The organism is Leisingera sp. ANG-M7 (assembly GCF_000813965.1).
Classification (GTDB): Bacteria; Pseudomonadota; Alphaproteobacteria; order Rhodobacterales; family Rhodobacteraceae; genus Leisingera.
In genome coordinates this window covers 160,484-178,352 of sequence record NZ_JWLI01000016.1, presented here as the reverse complement: position 1 = coordinate 178,352, position 17,869 = coordinate 160,484, and the positions used below count along the sequence as shown (strand labels likewise).

18 protein-coding genes are annotated in these 17,869 nt (G+C 63.9%); 6 read left to right on the top strand and 12 right to left on the bottom strand.

What is annotated here, in order from left to right:
• Both RA26_RS17580 and nhaC read right to left on the bottom strand, forming a co-directional pair.
• On the bottom strand, window positions 1-1,017 hold the full coding sequence (locus tag RA26_RS17580) for a GlxA family transcriptional regulator (RefSeq protein WP_039185823.1): 1,017 nt from the start codon (window positions 1,015-1,017) through the stop codon (window positions 1-3).
• 76 nt (window positions 1,018-1,093) lie between these two features.
• Entirely contained in the window at window positions 1,094-2,566 is a 1,473-nt protein-coding gene (nhaC, locus tag RA26_RS17575; protein WP_039185821.1) for a Na+/H+ antiporter NhaC, read from the bottom strand.
• A gap of 336 nt (window positions 2,567-2,902) precedes the next feature.
• On the opposite strand from nhaC, the gene RA26_RS17570 reads away from it, so the two are divergent.
• Entirely contained in the window at window positions 2,903-3,253 is a 351-nt protein-coding gene (locus tag RA26_RS17570; RefSeq protein ID WP_039185820.1) for an H-type lectin domain-containing protein, read from the top strand.
• Here RA26_RS17570 and RA26_RS17565 read toward each other — a convergent pair.
• Window positions 3,250-3,651, bottom strand: coding sequence for a helix-turn-helix domain-containing protein (locus RA26_RS17565; RefSeq protein WP_039185818.1), 402 nt, complete (start codon window positions 3,649-3,651; stop codon window positions 3,250-3,252). The two genes, RA26_RS17570 and RA26_RS17565, sit on opposite strands and share 4 nt — an antisense overlap.
• A gap of 69 nt (window positions 3,652-3,720) precedes the next feature.
• Between RA26_RS17565 and RA26_RS17560 the strand changes: the two genes are divergently transcribed.
• The gene (locus RA26_RS17560; RefSeq protein WP_039185816.1) at window positions 3,721-4,914 is read left to right on the top strand and encodes an MFS transporter; all 1,194 of its coding nucleotides are present in this window, start codon (window positions 3,721-3,723) and stop codon (window positions 4,912-4,914) included.
• 55 nt (window positions 4,915-4,969) lie between these two features.
• On the opposite strand, the gene RA26_RS17555 is transcribed toward RA26_RS17560, so the two are convergent.
• Window positions 4,970-5,992, bottom strand: a complete 1,023-nt coding sequence (locus RA26_RS17555; RefSeq protein ID WP_039185814.1) for a ribose-phosphate pyrophosphokinase — start codon at window positions 5,990-5,992, stop codon at window positions 4,970-4,972.
• A 167-nt stretch (window positions 5,993-6,159) separates the two neighbouring features.
• On the opposite strand from RA26_RS17555, the gene RA26_RS17550 reads away from it, so the two are divergent.
• Window positions 6,160-6,936 carry an alpha/beta fold hydrolase gene (locus tag RA26_RS17550; protein ID WP_039185811.1) on the top strand — a complete coding sequence of 259 codons (777 nt, stop codon included), beginning with the start codon at window positions 6,160-6,162 and terminating at the stop codon, window positions 6,934-6,936.
• Window positions 6,937-7,004: 68 nt separating this feature from the next.
• Window positions 7,005-7,763: a nuclear transport factor 2 family protein gene (locus RA26_RS17545; protein WP_039186018.1), complete on the top strand. Its 759-nt coding sequence runs from the start codon at window positions 7,005-7,007 to the stop codon at window positions 7,761-7,763.
• Window positions 7,764-7,776: 13 nt separating this feature from the next.
• On the opposite strand, the gene RA26_RS17540 is transcribed toward RA26_RS17545, so the two are convergent.
• Window positions 7,777-8,298 carry a c-type cytochrome gene (locus tag RA26_RS17540; RefSeq protein WP_039185810.1) on the bottom strand — a complete coding sequence of 174 codons (522 nt, stop codon included), beginning with the start codon at window positions 8,296-8,298 and terminating at the stop codon, window positions 7,777-7,779.
• A complete protein-coding gene (soxC, locus tag RA26_RS17535) occupies window positions 8,285-9,568 on the bottom strand; it encodes a sulfite dehydrogenase (protein ID WP_039185806.1) in 1,284 nt (427 codons plus the stop codon). The genes RA26_RS17540 and soxC overlap by 14 nt, the downstream gene beginning before the upstream one ends.
• A 188-nt stretch (window positions 9,569-9,756) precedes the next feature.
• On the opposite strand from soxC, the gene RA26_RS17530 reads away from it, so the two are divergent.
• Entirely contained in the window at window positions 9,757-10,350 is a 594-nt protein-coding gene (locus RA26_RS17530) for a 2-hydroxychromene-2-carboxylate isomerase (protein ID WP_039185804.1), read from the top strand.
• 18 nt (window positions 10,351-10,368) lie between these two features.
• Here RA26_RS17530 and RA26_RS17525 read toward each other — a convergent pair whose 3' ends face one another.
• From RA26_RS17525 to RA26_RS17500, 6 genes are all read right to left on the bottom strand, one after another.
• Complete coding sequence (locus tag RA26_RS17525; RefSeq protein WP_039185802.1) at window positions 10,369-11,403, bottom strand: threonine aldolase family protein; 1,035 nt, start codon at window positions 11,401-11,403, stop codon at window positions 10,369-10,371.
• Window positions 11,404-11,491: 88 nt separating this feature from the next.
• A complete protein-coding gene (locus RA26_RS17520; protein ID WP_039185800.1) occupies window positions 11,492-11,698 on the bottom strand; it encodes a hypothetical protein in 207 nt (68 codons plus the stop codon).
• 122 nt (window positions 11,699-11,820) lie between these two features.
• A complete protein-coding gene (locus RA26_RS17515) occupies window positions 11,821-12,303 on the bottom strand; it encodes a YcgN family cysteine cluster protein (RefSeq protein WP_039185799.1) in 483 nt (160 codons plus the stop codon).
• Entirely contained in the window at window positions 12,300-13,232 is a 933-nt protein-coding gene (locus RA26_RS17510; RefSeq protein WP_039185796.1) for a bifunctional riboflavin kinase/FAD synthetase, read from the bottom strand. The genes RA26_RS17515 and RA26_RS17510 overlap by 4 nt, the downstream gene beginning before the upstream one ends.
• 606 nt (window positions 13,233-13,838) lie before the next feature.
• Window positions 13,839-14,282 (bottom strand): MaoC family dehydratase, encoded by a 444-nt coding sequence (locus RA26_RS17505; protein ID WP_019298602.1) that lies wholly within the window; start codon window positions 14,280-14,282, stop codon window positions 13,839-13,841.
• A 200-nt stretch (window positions 14,283-14,482) separates the two neighbouring features.
• Complete coding sequence (locus RA26_RS17500) at window positions 14,483-15,358, bottom strand: TIGR01459 family HAD-type hydrolase (RefSeq protein ID WP_039186014.1); 876 nt, start codon at window positions 15,356-15,358, stop codon at window positions 14,483-14,485.
• A gap of 265 nt (window positions 15,359-15,623) precedes the next feature.
• Here RA26_RS17500 and RA26_RS23370 point away from each other — a divergent pair, with 265 nt between their 5' ends.
• The gene (locus tag RA26_RS23370) at window positions 15,624-17,840 is read left to right on the top strand and encodes a M10 family metallopeptidase (RefSeq protein ID WP_052272475.1); all 2,217 of its coding nucleotides are present in this window, start codon (window positions 15,624-15,626) and stop codon (window positions 17,838-17,840) included.
• Window positions 17,841-17,869: the final 29 nt, after the last annotated feature.

Sequence of the window (17,869 nt, the reverse complement as noted above, 5' to 3'; positions counted from 1 at the left end):
CTAACCCTTTTTCTCGGCCCAGCTCTTGCGGAAGGACGCGGGCGATTGCCCGTATCGCTTCTTGAAACGGATCGACAGCTGGGTGGCGCTGCTGAAGCCTGTGGCGGCGGAAATCTCGGCCACCGTCATGTTGGTCTCGTTCAGCAGCGCCAGTGCCCGCCCCACGCGCAGGTCGATATAGAACTGCACCGGCGAGGTGCCGACATAGCGCTGGAACAGCCGCTCCAGCTGGCGCCGCGAGATCTGCGCGTGCTCTGCCACCACGCCAACCTCCACCGGTTCCTCGATGGTCTCATGCATGAACTGCATGGCATTGATCAGATGCTGGTTGCGGCTGCTGAGCGCCACCGAATAGGCCGACTTCTGCAGCGCCTCGCGGTTGTTGGAGCGGAAGTGGATGCACATGTCGGACACGATCACCGCCAGGTCCTTGCCGTGGTCGGTCTGGATCAGTTCCAGCATCATGTCAGTGGCCGCATTGCCGCCGCCGCAGGTCATCAGCCCCTTGTCGATCTCATAGAGGTTTGCAGTCGGCTCCAGCCTGGGGAAATACTCCGAGAACGACGGCTGGTTCTCCCAGTGCAGGGTAAACCGCTGCCCCTGCAGCAGCCCCGCCTGGGCCAGGGCAAAGGCGCCGGTGCAGATGCCGCCGAAGCGGCTGCCGTGGGCGTTCTGCCGCCGCATCCAGGCCAGCACCCTGGGGCTGGCGCTCTCCGATGGCTCGATGCCCGCGCAGACAAACCCGAAACTGCCCCGCGGCAGGTCCTCCAGCGCCATGCCGGTGTTGATTTCAATGCCGTTGGAGCAGGGAACTGGTGCGCCGTCCTCGCTCAGCAGGAACCAGCGGTACAGCTCCTTGCCGGTGACCTGGTTGGCAATCCGCAACGGCTCCACCGCGGCGCTGAAGGCCAGCATGGTCAGCTTCGGCAGAAGCAGAAAGTAGATGTCTTTGGGCGGCCCGTCGTAATCGACCCGGAAACTGGCCGCACCCTTCGGGACAAAGCTGCGGAATGTCATATCGCTAACCTAACAGATGGGGCGTTCACAGTGAAACGCGCGCCGGAGGGGAGGCTCCGGCGCGCGCGGGGAAGGATCAGGCGGTCAGTTCCTGCACCGGCTCGCCGCTGTCCTCCCAGGCCGCGATCTCGTCGTCGCTTGCCTTGGGTGAGAACAGCCCGGTCATCGCGTAGAAGATACCGATGAGCGGCGACAGCCAGCAGGCAAAGGCCAGCGGGATGTACAGCAGGTTCTCAAAGTTGCCGTCGGCAATCCCCAGCGCCAGCGCCGAGATCACAAAGGCGCCGCCCGCGTTCCAGGGGATCAGCGGTGACACCAGCGTGCCGCCTTCCTCGATGGCGCGCGACAGGTTCAGCGGCGAATACTTCATGCCACGGTAAACCGGTGCGTACATCCGCCCCGGCAGCGCAATCGACAGATACGGATCACCCGCCACGGTGTTGGTTGCCACCGAGGTCAGAATGGCCGAGGTCTGGATACCGGCAAAGCTCTTCACCCGGGCGATGATCACCTCGATGATCGCCTGCAGGCAGCCGGTGCGCTCCAGTGCGCCGCCGAACCCAAGCGCCAGCAGCACCAGCGAGATGGTCCACATCATCGACTGAATGCCGCCGCGGTTCAGCAGCGGGTCGATTTCCGCCACGCCGGTGTCGATGGAATACCCGCTGTTGGCAAAGGTGAAGGTCTCATGCAGGCCCGCGCCCTGGCAGGCCATCGCCATGATGCCGCCGACAACAGCACCGGCAAACAGCGACGGGATCGGCGGCTGCTTCTTCACCGCCAGCACGATGACCAGCAGCGCAGGCAGCAGCATCAGCGGCGAAATCCAGAACGCATCGTCCAGCGCCGCGGTGATCGCGTCGATCCGCTGAAACGAAACTTGCGAGGTGTCGATCAGGGTGAAGCCGACAACTAGGTAGATCCCCAGCGCAATCAGCATCGACGGCACGGTGGTCGGCAGCATGTTGCGGATATGGTCGAACAGGTTGGTGCCGGTGACGGCCGGGGCTAGGTTGGTGGTGTCCGACAGCGGCGAGATCTTGTCGCCGAAGAACGCGCCGGAAACCACCGCGCCTGCAGTCCAGTACATCGGAATGCCGAAACCCGCGCCGATCCCCATCAGCGCCAGGCCGACGGTGCCCACGGTGCCCCAGGAGGTGCCCAGCGACACCGACACAATGGAGCACAGCACCATGCCCGCAGCCAGGAACAGCTCCGGCGACAGGATTTTCAGGCCATAGTAGATCAGCGTCGGCACGGTGCCGCTGGCAATCCAGATGCCGACGATCATGCCGACGGTAATCAAGATCGACACCGACGGCAGCGAGATATTGATGACGTGGAACACGCCCTCTTCGATATTGTTCCACTTGTGGCCCAGCTTCAGGCCGACCAGCGCGGTGATGGCAATGCCGATCGCCAGCGGGATATGCGGGGTGAAATCCCCGAAATAGAACAGCTGGATGCCCAGCACCAAGAGGGTCAGCAGGATCGGCAGCAGCGCCAGTCCCAGACCGGGTTTTGCGGTATTCGGATCAGATGGTGACACGGGGTTTCTCCTCCCTTGGGTCAAAAACGCCTGGCATTGGCGGATGCGAATACACACCAGAGATCGCCGCCGCGGACTCGATGCCAGCGCGCCGGAATCCACAGATATTGCGACATTCGGGGAGAATGGCCCGTTTCGGGGAGATATGGACGGTTGAGGGGAAATTTCCCTCGTTCTGGCCGTTTCTGCCCGTGCCGTTAAGGGAAACGCGGCTGCAGCACCGCCGTATTCCGCCGTGCGCGAAAGGCCACATATTCGGCCGTATTTCGGCTGGTTTCTGGATTATCCAGCTGTATGACTTACTCTGAGAAGCGGGCTAACTGCTTGGGAACTGGAATGAAAAGGCTGCGTAATCCCCGGACCGGGGTCGAACAGGGCGATGTCACCGTTTTCTCGGATTTCGAGGAGGGCGGCGAAATGTGGACCGGCACCGGGCCGCGGGTGCGACGCCAGCCGGTTGCTTTCAGCACGCCCTATGCCAGCCCGCCGGCAGTGCATGTCTCGGTGTCGCTCTGGGATATGGCCACCACCGCTCCGATCCGCGCGGAACTGGTGGCGGAAAGTATCACCTGCGACGGGTTCGAGGTCGTCTTCCGCACCTGGGCCGACAGCCGGGCCGCCCGCCTGCGCGCCGCCTGGCTGGCTATCGGCGAACTGCCGCACGCCGACGATTGGGACGTCGATTAAACCTCCGCCGTGATCGACCCGGCCTGCAGCAGCTTTTGAAACTTCGGGCATTCCAGATGGCTGGGCGCCGGGCAGTCCGCCACATGGCGCAGCGCCTCCTTCAGCAGCGTCAGCTCGCGGATCTGCGCCTCCAGCGCATCGGCACGCTCGTGCAGCTGGTCCCGCGGCAGATCGGGCTGGCCGTCCTTGCCGAACATGCCCTCGACCTCCTGCAGCGAAAATCCTGCCGCCTTGCCCAGCGTGATCAGCGACAGCTGCAGCAGGACCTCTGGCCCGAACTGCCGCCTGAGCCCCTTGCGCGCCGCAGAGGTGATCAGCCCCAGGTCCTCGTAATACCGCAGCGCTGACGGCGCCACGCCGGAGCGTTCCGCGACCTCACCAATATCCAGAAGTTTCATCCTTGACCTCAAGTTGGCTTCAATTGGCAGGCTGCCAGCCTTGAACGGACAGGACAAGGAAAATCCCCGATGACGAGCAACAACCAAAGCCTTTGGCGGAATCCCCAGGCCATTGCGCTGCTGATGGCCGCCAGCCTTACGGTGATGGCCAACGCCACGATCAGCCCGGCACTGGCAGGGCTGGAGCGGGAATTTGCAGAGGAGCCTGATGCGGGTTTCCTGGTGCGGCTGCTGGTCACCGCGCCCTCGCTCGGGGTGATGCTGACCGCGCCGCTGGCGGGCTGGCTCACCGACCGCAAGGGGCGGCGGCCCGTGCTGCTGGCGGGGATCTGGCTGTTCCTCCTGTGCGGCACCGCGGGGTATTACCTGCCGGACCTGCCCCTGATGCTCATCAGCCGCTTTGGACTTGGTATTGCCGTCGGGCTGATCATGACCGCGCAGACCGCGCTGATCGGCGACTATTTCACCGGTGCCAGCCGCCAGATCCTGACCGGGCTGCAGATCTCCGCCCGCAACTTCGGCGGGCTGGTTTTCATCGGCACCGCCGGGCTGGTCGCCACCCTGTCGCCGCGGCTGCCGTTCCTGATCTACGGGCTGGCGGTGCTGTGTCTTTACACCGTCTGGCGCCACGCCCCCGAACCCCGGCGCAGCACCGGCAGGGCAGGGCTGGTGGAAACACCGGGCCACCCGGCCTGGCTGCTGCTGGTCATTGCCGTCTCTGCACTGCAGATGCTGACCAATGGCTTGTTCTTCATGATGCCGACCCAGCTGCCGTTCTTCTTTGCCTCCCAGGGCCTCAACAGCGCGCTGATGACCGGGGCCGGGCTGGGCCTCTTGTCGCTTTGCGGTGGTATCGCCGCGCTCTTTTACGGCCGGCTCAAATCCAGGCTGCTGCACAGTGCCGTATTTGCCCTCGGCTATGGCGCGCTTGCTCTGGGGTTCACGGTGCTGGCACAGCAGGGCAGCGCCGTCCTGTCCCTCGCAGGCGCGATGGCTGTCGGCATCGGCTACGCCACGGTTTCGCCGGGATTTGTCGCGATCGCCCTGGCGCTGGCTCCGTCCGGGCGCCGCGGCACTGCGGGCGCCATCCTCACGGCCTCGGTGTTCTGCGGTCAGTTCCTGTCGCCGTTCTTCACCACGCCGGCCATTGCCCGGTGGGGCTACGGCGGCACATTCGGCATTGCTGCAGCGGGTATTTCGCTGATGGCACTGGCGGCCTTGACCGTTGCCCTGTCCGCAGGCCGTCGCCGCGTTGCCCCGTAAAAGAAAAGCCCCGCACAACGGCGGGGCTTTCTCAAATCCTTCAAACAGGGCTTCCTCAGCCGCCGTTGGAATAGAGGCTCTCGTAGATTGGAACCAGCGTCTTGTCCTCGAACAGCGACGAAACGCTGGTGCCGTGCCAGATGTTCAGGATCGCTTGGGTGAACAGCGGTGCGGTGGGCACGATACGGATGTTCGGCGCAGCCTTCACTTCTTCGGTCGGCTGGATCGAGTCGGTCAGCACCAGCGATTTCATCACCGAGTTGGTGACGCGCTCAACCGCTGGGCCACTCATCACGCCGTGGGTGATATAGGCGTGCACTTCCTTGGCACCGTTGTCCAACAGGACCTGGGCAGCCTTGCACAGGGTGCCGGCAGTGTCGCACATGTCATCGACGATCAGGCAGATCTTGTCCTTCACGTCGCCGATCACGGTCATCTCCGCCACTTCACCGGGCTTCTCGCGGCGCTTGTCGACGATCGACAGCGGCGCGTTGATGCGCTTGGCCAGCTCGCGGGCGCGGGCCACGCCGCCAACGTCCGGCGACACCACCATCAGCTCGCCCATCCGGTCCTTGAACTGGTCCTTCACGTCCAGCGCAAAGATCGGGCTGGCATAGAGGTTGTCCACCGGAATGTCGAAGAAGCCCTGGATCTGCGCCGCGTGCAGGTCCATGGTCAGAACCCGCTCGATGCCCGCACCGGTCAGCATGTTGGCGACCAGCTTGGCCGAGATCGGCGTGCGCGCCTTGGTGCGGCGGTCCTGGCGGGCATAGCCGAAGTAGGGGATCACCGCGGTGATGCGCTGGGCCGAGGAGCGGCGCAGCGCGTCGGCGATGATCAAGAGCTCCATCAGGTTGTCATTGGCCGGGTTCGAGGTCGGCTGGATGATGAACATGTCCTCGCCGCGGACGTTCTCATAGACTTCGACGAAGATCTCGCCGTCATTGAACCGCTCGACGCGGGCATCCACCAGCCCCTGGTCGACACCGCGGTGCATGCTCATGCGGCGGGTAATGGCTTGGGCAAGAGGAAGGTTGGCGTTCCCAGCAATCAGCTTGGGTTCGTTCAAGGTCGGCATTGGCTGTTATCCCCAGGCAGCAATGGCAATGTGTCAGATTCGTGATATTGAACCCCGCTTATCATGCACTTACCCTCGCGCATAGTTCTAAGCGGGAGAAACAGCTTTTGGTGGCATCCGGGAAACCCCCTTCAACCCCGCGTCAAACTTCGTGCCGCGCCCCCCAGGTGTACCACCGCAACTTCGGCAACGGCCCGCGCCCCGTGCTGGCGGTGCATTGCTCGCTGGCCCACTCCGGCGCCTGGCGCGGGGTGGCAGAGCAGATGGCGGAGGAGGTCACCCTGTCCGCCTTCGATATGCTCAGCCATGGCCGCAGTCCGGACTGGGACGGGCAGGGCAACTACCAGCTGCTGAACATGCAGGCAGGGCTTTCGCTGCTGACGGCCTCCGTGGACCTCGTCGGCCACTCCTTCGGCGCCACGGTGGCTTTGCGGATGGCGATGGCCCGGCCGGACCTGGTACGCAGCCTCACCCTGATCGAGCCGGTGCTGTTTGCTGCTGCGCGCGGCGAAGACCCCGCAGCCTTTGCCGCTTTGGAGGAGGCCAGCCAGCCGGCTGAAGCTGCATGGGCGTCTGGCGACCGCGAACTGGCAACCCGTTTGTTCAACCGCATGTGGGGCACCGGCGAGGTGAAATGGCCAGACCTGCCAGAGCCTGCCCGTGCGGCAATGCTGCGCGCCATGCCGGCGGTGATAGGCAGCCACGGCACGCTTTACGACGATGAAAACGGCATCCTGGCCCCGGGCGCGCTGGATGCGGTCGCCATGCGGGTTCAGATCCTGACCGGCGCGGACAGCCCGCCGGTGATCCCCGCCATCGCCCGCAGCCTCAGCCGCCGCCTGGATGCCGCGCACACTGCGGTGCCGGGCGCGGGCCACATGCTGCCAATCACCCACCCGCAGGAGACCGCCGCGTTGCTGCGCAACTTCTGGCACCGGCACTGACCCTTTGCACCACTGCGATGGACGGGGCAGGATAGGGACCATGGCCCCTTATGGAGGAGACGGCACAGATGGCATCGAAAAAGGACCTGCTGAAAACCCTCCTCAAAGGGCTGGAGACCGGCGACCCGGCCTCCGCCGCCGTTGTGAACGAGGCAAAGTACATCCAGCACAACCCGCAAACCCATGAGGGCAGCGAGGGGCTGGCGGTGCTTTTCGCCCGCTTGGCCAAGACCTCGCCCCGCGTCACCTTCAAACGGGTGTTCGAGGATGGTGATTTTGCCTTTGCCCATATCGAATATGACTTCTCCTCGCTGCGCGCAGCCTTCGAGGTGTTCCGCTTTGAGGATGGCAAGGCGGTAGAGCACTGGGACAATATCCAGCCCCTGCGCGGCCCCAGTCCGTCGGGGCGCGGCATGCAGGACGGCGCCACGGAAATCACCGATCTGCATAAGACCGGGGAAAACCGCTCTCTGGCGCGCCGTTACACGGAGCTGGTGCTGATCCAGCGGCAGCTGGACCTGCTGCCGGATTACGTCCGTGCAGACCTCATCCAGCATAACCCGGATCTGACCGACGGCCTGCCTGCCTTGAATGACGCACTGTCAGCCATAGAAAGCGGCATCCCCGCGATACGGTACAAGCATCTCCACCGGGTGCTGGCAGAGGGCAACTTCGTGCTCTGCGCCTGCGAGGGCCAGCGGGGCGGCATCCACACCAGCTTCTACGATCTCTACCGCATCGAGGACGGCAGGATCGCCGAGCACTGGGACACCATCGAGGCCATCCCCCCGCGCAGCGAGTGGAAGAACGACAACGGCAAGTTCTAAGCCCGGCTCGTCCTCACCAGGGCTTCGCGCCCTGCTTGGTCCAGACGTCCAGGAAATTGCCGTGGTTCGGCATCTTCACCGCAGGCAGGGTCTCTGCCGTCATCGCGGTCTGTTCATCAATCACTCCGTTGCGCTCCAGGATATAGGCCGCCAGCGCGTAAACCTCGTCATCGCTCAGCGACTTCGGAGCCTCTAGCGGCATCGCCCGGCGGATGTAATCAAACAGCGTGGTGGCATAGGGCCAATAGCTGCCCGCGGGCTTGGCCCAGATGTCATTGGGGCCAACCGGCGGCATCACCGGGCCTTCGCTGCCGGTCGCGCCGTGGCAGGTGGCACATTTCGCAGCATAGATTTCCGCCCCCTGCGCCGCAGTGCCGCTGCCAGCAGGCAGGCCGGTGCCCTCAGGCGTTACATAGGTGGCGTAAAACGGAATGTCCGCGGCTTCCAATGGCTGCCCCAGCCCCGGCCCTTCGGCCCGGGCGGCAGCGGCTGTCAGCAGAAGGGCGGCGGTGGCGGTGCATTTAAAGATAGACATTCTGAACCGCTCCTTCTGCCGTGACCTGCCAGGGCTGGATGGCGTTGTAGTGCAGGAAGTTCGACGCGTGATAGCGCGCCTTCCAGTCGGCGCGCGGAGGCTGCACTGCGCCGGTCTCGTCCCAAGCGCGGCTCATCAGCACCAGCGGTGATCCGTCCCAGTGCCAGGGCAGGCTGAACCGCGTCAGCGCTTGCGGCAGCACCGGGCCTGCCAGTGCGCCCTCGGCCCAGCTGGTGCCGCCGTCGGCTGACACCTCAACCTTGGCCACCTTGCCGGAACCGGTCCATGCCAGCCCGGAAATCTCGTAAAACCCCGGCCCGCTCATCGTCATGGTCGAAGACGGATGGGTGATGAAGCTCTTCACCCCCATTGCAAAGGTGAACTGGAGGGAGGAGCCATCGGCGAGGATTTCGGTGTATTCGCCCGATTCATCCTTGGTATGCACCGGCGCCTCCGTCACCCACAGGCTGGTCAGCCACTTGATGTTCATGTTGCCCTCGAACCCGGGCAGCAGCAGCCGCATCGGATAGCCCTGCTCGGGCCGGATCCGCTCGCCGTTCTGATAGAGTGCCAGCATCCCGTCGCTCATGATCTTTTCCATCGGGATGGAGCGCGCCAGGCTCGGCCCGTCAGCACCCGCGGCGACCACCCATTTGCCCTCGGGCTTCACCCCAGCTTCCTCCATCAGAACGCGCATGGGAATGCCTGCCCATTCGGTATTCGACACCAGCCCGTGCAGCATGTCGCAGCCCGCCTGCATCGGCTCAGGCATCACCGCGTTGAACAGGCTGTTGCCAGCGCATTCCAGGAAATGGGTCGCCGTCACCATCGGATAGCGCTCCAGCACGTCCAGGTCGAACTGGAGCGGGCGTTCCACCAGCCCATGGATCATCAGGCGGTGGCGGGCCGGGTCAATGTCCGGCCGGCCGCCGTGGTGCACCTCGTAATGCAGCCCGCTGGGGGTGATGGTGCCGCGCAGCTTGTGATGCGGCGTGCCCGACAGGCTGAAGGCCGGCGCCACATCCTGCCAGGGTTCGATAATGGCGCGTTGCACAGCGGACTCTGCCGCCGCGGGTGCGCCATAACCACGCGCCCGCGCGCCCGCCGCTTTGGTCCATTCCGGGATCTCTGCTTCTGCGCGGGCCATGCTCGGTTGCAGCAGCCCCGCGGCGCCTCCCGCTGCGGCTGAGGCCAGCAGCATCCGGCGGCTCAGCAGCCCGCCGCCCGCGGCATACTCCAGCGCCGCGCTATCCTTGGTGGATCGTGTCATGAATGTCCCCTCCCTCGCTGGCAATTGCTGCTCGCACAGGGCCCCAGGACGCGGGTTTTCTCACCCGCCGCTTCCGCAACTCTATCACAAAACAGCCTGCAACAGCAGGGGGCAGGCAGGCCGTGTGTGTGGATAAACTGCGTCCCGCTGCTAAACTCTACCGCAGGAGTGACTGACAGGAGGCCCCCATGCCCGGACTGGATTTCTGGTATTCTATCGGCAGCACCTACAGCTACCTGACGGTGATGCGCATAGGCGACGCGGCGGCGCAGGCCGGCATTCCCGTCCGCTGGCGCCCATTCAACGTGCGCCATGTGATGACGGTGCAGAACAACATCCCGTTCAAGGACAAGCCGGAAAAGACCGCCTATATGTGGCGTGACATCGAACGCCGCGCCGGGCGCTACGGCCTGCATGTGCGGCTGCCCGCGCCCTATCCGCTGCCGGAGCTGGTGCTGGCCAACCAGGTGGCGGCGCTGGGCGTGGCAGAGGGCTGGGGCGAGGCCTATACCCAGGCCGCCTACCGCTGCTGGTTCGAGGCCGGCCAGCCCGCGGGCGAGGACCCGAACCTTTCCGCCAGCCTGCAGGCCGCGGGCCAGGACCCGGGCAGGGTGCTGGCAGAGGCGGTGTCGGACAAAACGGTCAAAATGCTCGCGGACGCAACCGAGGAAGCAATGGCGCTGGGCATTTTCGGCGCCCCCAGCTTCGTCGTGGCGGGCGAGGTGTTCTGGGGCGACGACCGGCTGGAAGACGCGCTTCTCTGGGCGCAGGGCAAACGCTAGGCGCCGCCCTGCAACAGATCAGAGCAGCGACAGAAACGCCCGGATGTCCTCTTCCGGCACTGACCAGTCGCAGACAAACCGGGCTGTGACCATCTCGTTCTCCGGACCCTGCAGCAGCCCGTCCCACAGGTGGTAGATCGCACCTGCAGCGAACAGCTCCTGATGCTTGCGGCGGGGCAGGGCGGCAAAGATCAGGTTGGCCTGGGCGGGATGGGTGAAATGCGCGCCCGCCGCCTCCAGCCCCTCGGCCAGCAGCGCTGTTTTCGCGTTGGCCGCGCGGGCGTTCTCCAGCCACAGATCGTCGCTCAGGTAGGCCAGCATCTGCGCCGACAGATAGCGGTGCTTGGAAAACAGATGCGCGCCGCGCTTGCGGCGGTACTCGAATTCCTGCGCGTGGCGGGGATCAAAGAAAATCACCGCCTCCACCCCCATGCAGCCGTTCTTGGTGCCGCCAAAGGACACCGCATCAACGCCGGCTTTCCAGGTCATCTCTGCGGGCGTGCAGCCCAGCGACACCAGCGCATTGGTAAACCGGGCGCCGTCCATATGTACCGGCAGCCCGTACTCCTTGGCCGCTCCGCAGATGGCCTGCAGCTCCGCCAGACTGTAGACGGTGCCGAACTCCGTCACCTGCGTCAGCGACACCGGCCCCCGCTGCGGCCCGTGCACGCCGCGGGTCTCCTCGCCCTCGATGGCCGCCCGCAATCCTTCGGAGGTCAACTTGTCCGCGTCCGTCACCAGCGTCAGCTTGGCGCCGCCGGTGTAAAACTCCGGCGCGTTGCATTCGTCCATGTTGATATGGGCGGGCTTGGTGCAGAACACCGTCTGCCAAGGCTGCGCCAGCGTTGACAGCGCCAGCACATTGGCAGCGGTGCCGGTGGCCACCAGATAAACAGCCGCCTCAGGCGCTTCGAAAATCTCGCGGATGCGCGCCGTCATCTCGGCCATTTCCGCATCGGCGCCATAGCCCATGGCATAGCCCCGGTTGGCCCGCGCCAGCGCGTCGAGGATCTGCTGCGGCACCGGGCCGGAGTTGTCAGAGGCGAAATGCATCAGCGAAGTCCCTTGATCTGCCAGTGGTATTGCCTAGCAGTAGGGAGTTCCGGCGCCGGTGCCAAGGCCGTTCCGGGCAGCCGCCGGGTCAGAACATCTGCGCAAACAGCAGCCCCAGCACAATGCCGGAAATGGTTCCCGCCGTGGCCCAAATCATCAGCTGCTTGCCAAGGCGGTACTGGTGCCAAGCCTTGATTTCACTGGCTTGCTTGCTGCTCAGACCCAGAGTCGAAAGGAACTCCCGGGCTTTATAGGTCTCTCTTTCGCTGAAATAGGTGCCGTGCTCGAATGGCATCTGCCGCCCTCCTCATTGGGAAACCTTTTGGGATTCCCTCATCATGGCGGCGGGGCTGCGTGCAATGCAACCTTAAATTGCATTTCTGTTTAACAGCAGCATCCCTTGCGCAGGCTGCAGGCTCAGCCGGTCGGCTCTTCAATGATGTGGTCTTCCCACTCATCCTCGGCGATCTCGAACTCCGACACCGTCCAGCCGCGCACTGAAACGCCAGCCTCATGCACGCTTTCCGGCGTTCCGGTCAGCAGCGGGTGCCATTCCGGCAGCGGTTTGCCCTGCCACAACAGGCGGTAGGCGCAGGTTTCCGGCATCCAATAGGCGTGGGTGTCCAGGTTCTCCGGCTTCAGCACGATGCACTCGGGGATGAACTGATGGCGGATCGGATACTGGGCACAGCGGCAGGTTGCATCATCAAGCAGGCGGCAGGCCACCCGGGTCAGCGCGACCTCGCCGGTCTCCTCATCCTCCAGCTTGTTGAGGCAGCATTTGCCGCAGCCGTCGCACAGCGCTTCCCATTCCTTCTGGCTCATCTTGTCCAGCGGCTTCTTCTCCCAGAAGCGCTGGCCCAGGCCGGAGCGGTCAATCACGTCTTTTGCAGGTTTCATAGCGCCGCCAGAATTTCACGCGCCTCGGCGCAATCCGCGTCCATCTGCGCGATCAGCGCGTCCAGCCCGTCAAACTTCATCTCCGGCCGCAGGAAAGCCACCAGCCCCACCGACAGCGTCGCGCCATAAAGATCGCCCGAGAACTCGAACACGAAGGTCTCGATATTCGGGACCACGCCGCCGAACATCGGCCGCACCCCGACTGAGGCGGCGCCGTGATAGCTGCCCTTATGCGGCCCGTCCAGGACATCAACCAGCACCGCATAGACGCCAAAGCACGGCTGATGCAGCCCGTCGATCGACATGTTGGCCGTGGGAAAGCCCAGCTCCCGCCCGCGCTGCTCGCCGCCGATCACGGTGCCCTCGATCCGGTGCCAGTGGCCCAGCATCTCCTTGGCATCGGCAGGCCGCCCCTCGCTCAATGCATTGCGGATCGCGGTGGAGGAGACCGCGTGTTCGGAATATTCCATCAAGGGCGCAATCGTTACGCCAAACCCGTACTGTTCGCCAAAGCGCTGCAGGTCTTCGGCATTGCCCGCGCGCCCCTTGCCGAAACAGAAATCGGCACCCACCACCACATGCGCCAGCCCCAGACCTTCAGAGATCACGTCGCGGGCAAACTCCTCCGGCGTCAGGCTCGACAGCGCGGTGTTGAAGTTCAGCTCATAGAGCCGCTCCACCCCCAGCTTCTCCAGCCGGTGGGCACGGGTTTCGGCCCGCATCAGCCGGAACGGCGGCGCATCGGGGGCAAAATATTCGCGCGGGTGCGGCTCAAACGTCATCACCCCCAAGGGCGCCTCGGGGGCGGCCTTGCGGGCCAGCTCGATCACCGACTGATGGCCCAGATGCACGCCGTCGAAATTGCCGATGGCAACGGTGGCGCCCCGGTCCTGGTGTTCGACGAATTGATAATCTCTGACGATACGCATGGCGCATGCCTATCCGCACCCGCGCGGCGGTTCAAGCAGCCAGTGGCGGGAGAGCGAGAGAGCCGGGCGGGCGCCTGCCCGCGGGGTGGCGCTGCAACGGTTATGCATGGCAGTTTATCCCTGCACCGTCCGTACAACTCATCATGGGACTACTGCACTTGCCAAAGCGCCAGCCCGGTGGGGCGGCAGGCGCTCGCCCGGCGGCGCTGCGCGCCTTGATTCCGGGCGGGATGGCCCACCCTCACCGGGGCGTTGCGTACCCACCGTACGCCCCCTTCACGCAATTCTCACCCGGCTCTGCCAGACTGCCAGATGATCGCGATCCCCCGCCATGGCTCCGCGCATGGGCCATGATACGAGGCGCAGGCATCTGTGAGGCTGCCTGCGCGACACCCGGAGACCGGCCCTGATAAAAAGGGGGTCGTCCAGGATATCCTGTCCGAGCAGGCCCCCGGCGGGGTCTGTCCACCTCCACCCGGCGGCGCCGCCCCCTTAATTGGGTTTCAGCGCAACAACCGAACGGAACGAACAGAACAACAGACACGGCAAGAAGAAACCGCCAAGGGCAACGGCCCCCGGCGGCTGAAACGGCTGCGTGCGGAAAACTCAGTCGAACTTGCGCGAGGGCGCCATCACCATGGCTTCGCCCACCAGCACCTTCTTGCCATCCACGATGCAGCGGCAGTCCAGCTTGACCCGGCGCTTGTCAATTACGATGTCGGTCACCTCGACCTCCGCCAGCACCAGATCGCCCGGGCGCACCGGCGCCAGGAACTTGAGCGACTGGCTCATGTAGATGGTGCCATGACCGGGCAGCTGCTCGCCGATGACGGCTGAGATCAGCCCGGCGGTCAGCATCCCATGGGCGATCCGCCCCTCGAAGATGGTGTCCTGGGCATAGTCATCATCCAGATGCACCGGGTTGCGGTCGGTGGAGACCTGGGCGAACTTCTCGATGTCCTCGTCGGTGATGACTTTGCGCAGGTAACGCACCATGCCCATCTCGATGTCTTCGATGCAGATGGTTCCGCGCGGCATGTTGTCCAACATTTCATCCTCCGTTCGCCCGGTCCTGATCATGCTGGCTGACCGTTCGGCGTTGTAACTTTTGCGCGCCGGAATGGCCGCTTGCGCAACTTTATTACTTTGCAACTGCAGAAAATCAAGACATTTCTGACAAAAGAAAACCCCGCCCAAAGCGGGCAGGGTTGCAAGGCAATGTGTGCTGGCAAGCGTGCCGGTCGCTGTATTTACCGCAGGAAACCAATGGCATAGGTCGGCGCGGACTGCTCCTGCGCCAGGTATGCCGCCAGCGCGTCCGGATCCGGCTGGACTGATGTCTTTGTTTCTCTGGCCGCAAGCCCGCCGGTGATGAACAGGGAATCGATGCCTTCGCCCATGGCGCCGGCAATATCCGTATGCGGCCCGTCGCCGATCGCCAGGATCTCGGAATCGGCAATTCCCGGGGCGACCTCCTGCAGCCGCAGCCGGGCCAGGTCATAGATCGGCGGATGCGGCTTGCCGAAGTACAGGCTCTCGCCGCCCATTTCTGTATAAAGCCGCGCCAGCGCCCCCGCGCACCACTCCCGCTTTTCGCCCCGGTCGACGATGATGTCCGGGTTTGCGCAGAGCAGCTTCATGCCCATCTGCTTGGCATAGAGGAAATCCGCCCGGTTCACCTCCGGGTCCGCCATGGTGTCGAACGGCCCGCAGCAGACGATGCCCTCGGCATCCTTCAGCGGCACCCGGGTGATCTCCACGGGATCATGGATCACATGCAGCGGCTCGAAGAAACCCGCATCGCGCTGCCATTCACCCATGAAATAGACTTTGTTGCCCACCGCGCCGGTGAACATCGCCGCCCGCGCGGAATCGCCCGAGGTGGAGATGGTGTCATAGGCATCATCCGGCACATTGAACTGCCCCAGCTGCGCCGCCACGCCTGCGCGCGGTTTCGGCGAGTTGGTGACCAGCACCACGATGCCGCCCGCCGCTCGGTAGTCCTGCAGCGCCGCCACCGCATCCGGAAAGGCGGTGATGCCGTTGTGCACGCAGCCCCACAGGTCCACGAACAGCGCCTTGTAGCGGCTGGAAACTTCGGACAGGGAGTTGATGATCTGGGTCATGGCCGGGCCTTCGCGCATGTTTCACTTGCGGCCAGCTATGGCAGAGACAAACGCGATAGGCCAGTGCCGAAGGCCGTGGCCCCGTTTCCGCAACGGCCGTTAAATTCCGTTAAGAAAGGTCTTGTTCCTCTGAACTGCTTTCGCTAGGCACGAGGGGTTTTTAATGTGAATCTTCTTATGAGTGTCTTTTGAACCTTGCTTCGGAGAAGCTGCGGTGTGCCAGCCCGGCTGCTGCCTCTCCCAGCCCGAATTTTGAAAGAAGCCAATGCCCAGCGCAGCCAACGTAAGCAGAACATATGATGCCAAAGTCGACGGTATTTTGTGGGGAACCAAATGGGCGGATTCGTCGCTGACCTATTCCTTTCCGGATTCCGCGAGTGACTATTCCTACTCCTCGATCTTCGGTCTGGATCTGACTGGAAGCTTCTCCGGCTTCAACAGTGCGCAGCAGGCGGCTGCCACTTATGCGCTGGACACCAGCGACGGAAACACCGCAAACGACGGGTTTGCGGTGGAAGGGTTCACCAATTTATCGCTGTCCTATGATGACAGCGGCGCGGGCACGCTGCGGTATGCCAATACCAGCGCCAGCGGCCTGAGCACTGCCTTTGGCCTGCCGCCCGGAACGGCCACGGATCTGGGAACCGTCAGTGAAGCCGAAGGGGATATGTGGTTCCGGACCTCGACCTATTCAGCGCCACAGGCGGGCAACTATTCCTGGGCAACGGTTCTGCACGAAACCGGCCACGCGCTGGGCCTGTCCCACCCGCATCAGAACCTCGGCGGCTTTGGCACTGTTCCCTACAGCTATGACGCCATGGAATACACGATCATGAGCTACCGGTCGTATGTGGGCGCATCGACCTATACCGGCTATACCAATGATACTTGGAGCTATGCCCAGAGCTACATGATGCTCGACATCGCGGCACTGCAGCATATGTATGGCGCGGATTTCAACACCAACAGCGGCGACACCATCTACAAATGGGATCCGAACTCAGGTGACACCCTGATCAACGGATCGGTTGCCATTGATGCCGGCGGCAATGTCATCTTTGCAACCATTTGGGATGGCGGCGGCACCGACACCTATGATCTGTCGGCCTATTCCAGCAATCTGAATGTGAACCTCACCCCCGGGGGCTACTCCAATTTCGGCTCATCGCAGACCGCCAATCTGGGCAGGGGGAATTATGCCAAAGGCAATATCTACAATGCCCTGCAGTATCAGGGGGATGAGCGCTCCCTGATTGAAAATGTGATTGCCGGCTCCGGCAATGATTCAGTCACCGGCAATGCAGCGGCCAATACCCTGCACGGAGAAGGCGGCAACGACACGCTGTCGGGCGGCGGCGGCGGAGACCGCCTGTGGGGCGGCACTGGCAACGACTCTCTGCTGGGCGGCGACGGCAATGACCGGCTGTGGGGCATGGACGGATCTGACCGGCAGTATGGCGGCGAAGGCAACGACCAGCTGTGGGGCGGCCAAGGAGCCGACAGGCTGTACGGCGAGGCAGGTGCCGACACGCTGGACGGCGGCTGGGGTGATGATCTTGTCTCAGGCGGCGGCGGCGATGACCAGTTGCTGGGCGGTATCGGCGCGGACACGTTGTCAGGCGGCGACGGTCATGACACGCTTTGGGGCGGCGGCGGCGACGACGAGCTGAATGGCAATGATGGAGCAGACCGGCAGCATGGCGGTGAAGGCCATGACTCGCTGTTGGGCGGCACCGGGTCGGATTCGCTTTACGGCGATGGCGGGTCGGATACCCTGGACGGCGGCTGGGGTGATGACAAGCTATGGGGCGGCGACGGCAATGACCTGCTGCTCGGCGATACCGGTGCGGACACGCTGTCGGGCGGCAATGGCAATGATACCTTGCGCGGCGGCGGCGGCGACGACCGTCTGTGGGGCTGGGACGGCTCCGACATGCTGGAGGGCGGCAATGGCCACGACCTTCTGATGGGCGGTAACGGTGCGGATTCTCTGTACGGCGAAGGCGGCGCGGACACGCTCGATGGCGGCATGGGCGATGACCAGCTGACGGGCGGCGGTGGCAATGACCGCCTGCTGGGCGGCATCGGCGCCGACACCCTGACGGGCGGCATCGGCCACGACACCCTGCTGGGCGGCGGCGGTGACGACCAGTTGCTGGGCAGCGAAGGCGCGGACTGGCTGTACGGTGAAAAAGGTGCGGACACGCTGGATGGAGGGGCCGGCAACGACGTTCTGGCCGGCGGCGACTACACCGACACTTTCGTGTTCAACAAGGGCTACGATGCGGACCGGATCACCGATTTCGGCCTTGGCAATGACAGTCTTCTGCTGAGCGGTTTCAGCTTCTCGACAGAGCTGGATGCGCTCGGCTATGCCACAGAGGTGTCTGGAAATGTGTTTTTTGACTTCGGCGATGGCGACACCCTGACATTGCTCGACCTGCAGCTGCAGGATCTGAATGGCCATATCTTCTTTACCTGACAGGCTGATCTGAACTTTGGCAGGCGGGC

Coding starts and splice junctions, on each gene's coding strand:
- RA26_RS17520 (WP_039185800.1), bottom strand. CDS start 11,698: ATGCCATTCGAGCACGGCACCTATTTCAGCGAAAGAGAGACCTATAAA.
- RA26_RS17515 (WP_039185799.1), bottom strand. CDS start 12,303: ATGAAACCTGCAAAAGACGTGATTGACCGCTCCGGCCTGGGCCAGCGC.
- RA26_RS17560 (WP_039185816.1), top strand. CDS start 3,721: ATGACGAGCAACAACCAAAGCCTTTGGCGGAATCCCCAGGCCATTGCG.
- RA26_RS17510 (WP_039185796.1), bottom strand. CDS start 13,232: ATGCGTATCGTCAGAGATTATCAATTCGTCGAACACCAGGACCGGGGC.
- RA26_RS17530 (WP_039185804.1), top strand. CDS start 9,757: ATGCCCGGACTGGATTTCTGGTATTCTATCGGCAGCACCTACAGCTAC.
- RA26_RS17525 (WP_039185802.1), bottom strand. CDS start 11,403: ATGCATTTCGCCTCTGACAACTCCGGCCCGGTGCCGCAGCAGATCCTC.
- RA26_RS17540 (WP_039185810.1), bottom strand. CDS start 8,298: ATGTCTATCTTTAAATGCACCGCCACCGCCGCCCTTCTGCTGACAGCC.
- RA26_RS17545 (WP_039186018.1), top strand. CDS start 7,005: ATGGCATCGAAAAAGGACCTGCTGAAAACCCTCCTCAAAGGGCTGGAG.
- RA26_RS23370 (WP_052272475.1), top strand. CDS start 15,624: ATGCCCAGCGCAGCCAACGTAAGCAGAACATATGATGCCAAAGTCGAC.
- RA26_RS17570 (WP_039185820.1), top strand. CDS start 2,903: ATGAAAAGGCTGCGTAATCCCCGGACCGGGGTCGAACAGGGCGATGTC.
- RA26_RS17500 (WP_039186014.1), bottom strand. CDS start 15,358: ATGACCCAGATCATCAACTCCCTGTCCGAAGTTTCCAGCCGCTACAAG.
- RA26_RS17555 (WP_039185814.1), bottom strand. CDS start 5,992: ATGCCGACCTTGAACGAACCCAAGCTGATTGCTGGGAACGCCAACCTT.
- soxC (WP_039185806.1), bottom strand. CDS start 9,568: ATGACACGATCCACCAAGGATAGCGCGGCGCTGGAGTATGCCGCGGGC.
- RA26_RS17505 (WP_019298602.1), bottom strand. CDS start 14,282: ATGTTGGACAACATGCCGCGCGGAACCATCTGCATCGAAGACATCGAG.
- RA26_RS17565 (WP_039185818.1), bottom strand. CDS start 3,651: ATGAAACTTCTGGATATTGGTGAGGTCGCGGAACGCTCCGGCGTGGCG.
- RA26_RS17580 (WP_039185823.1), bottom strand. CDS start 1,017: ATGACATTCCGCAGCTTTGTCCCGAAGGGTGCGGCCAGTTTCCGGGTC.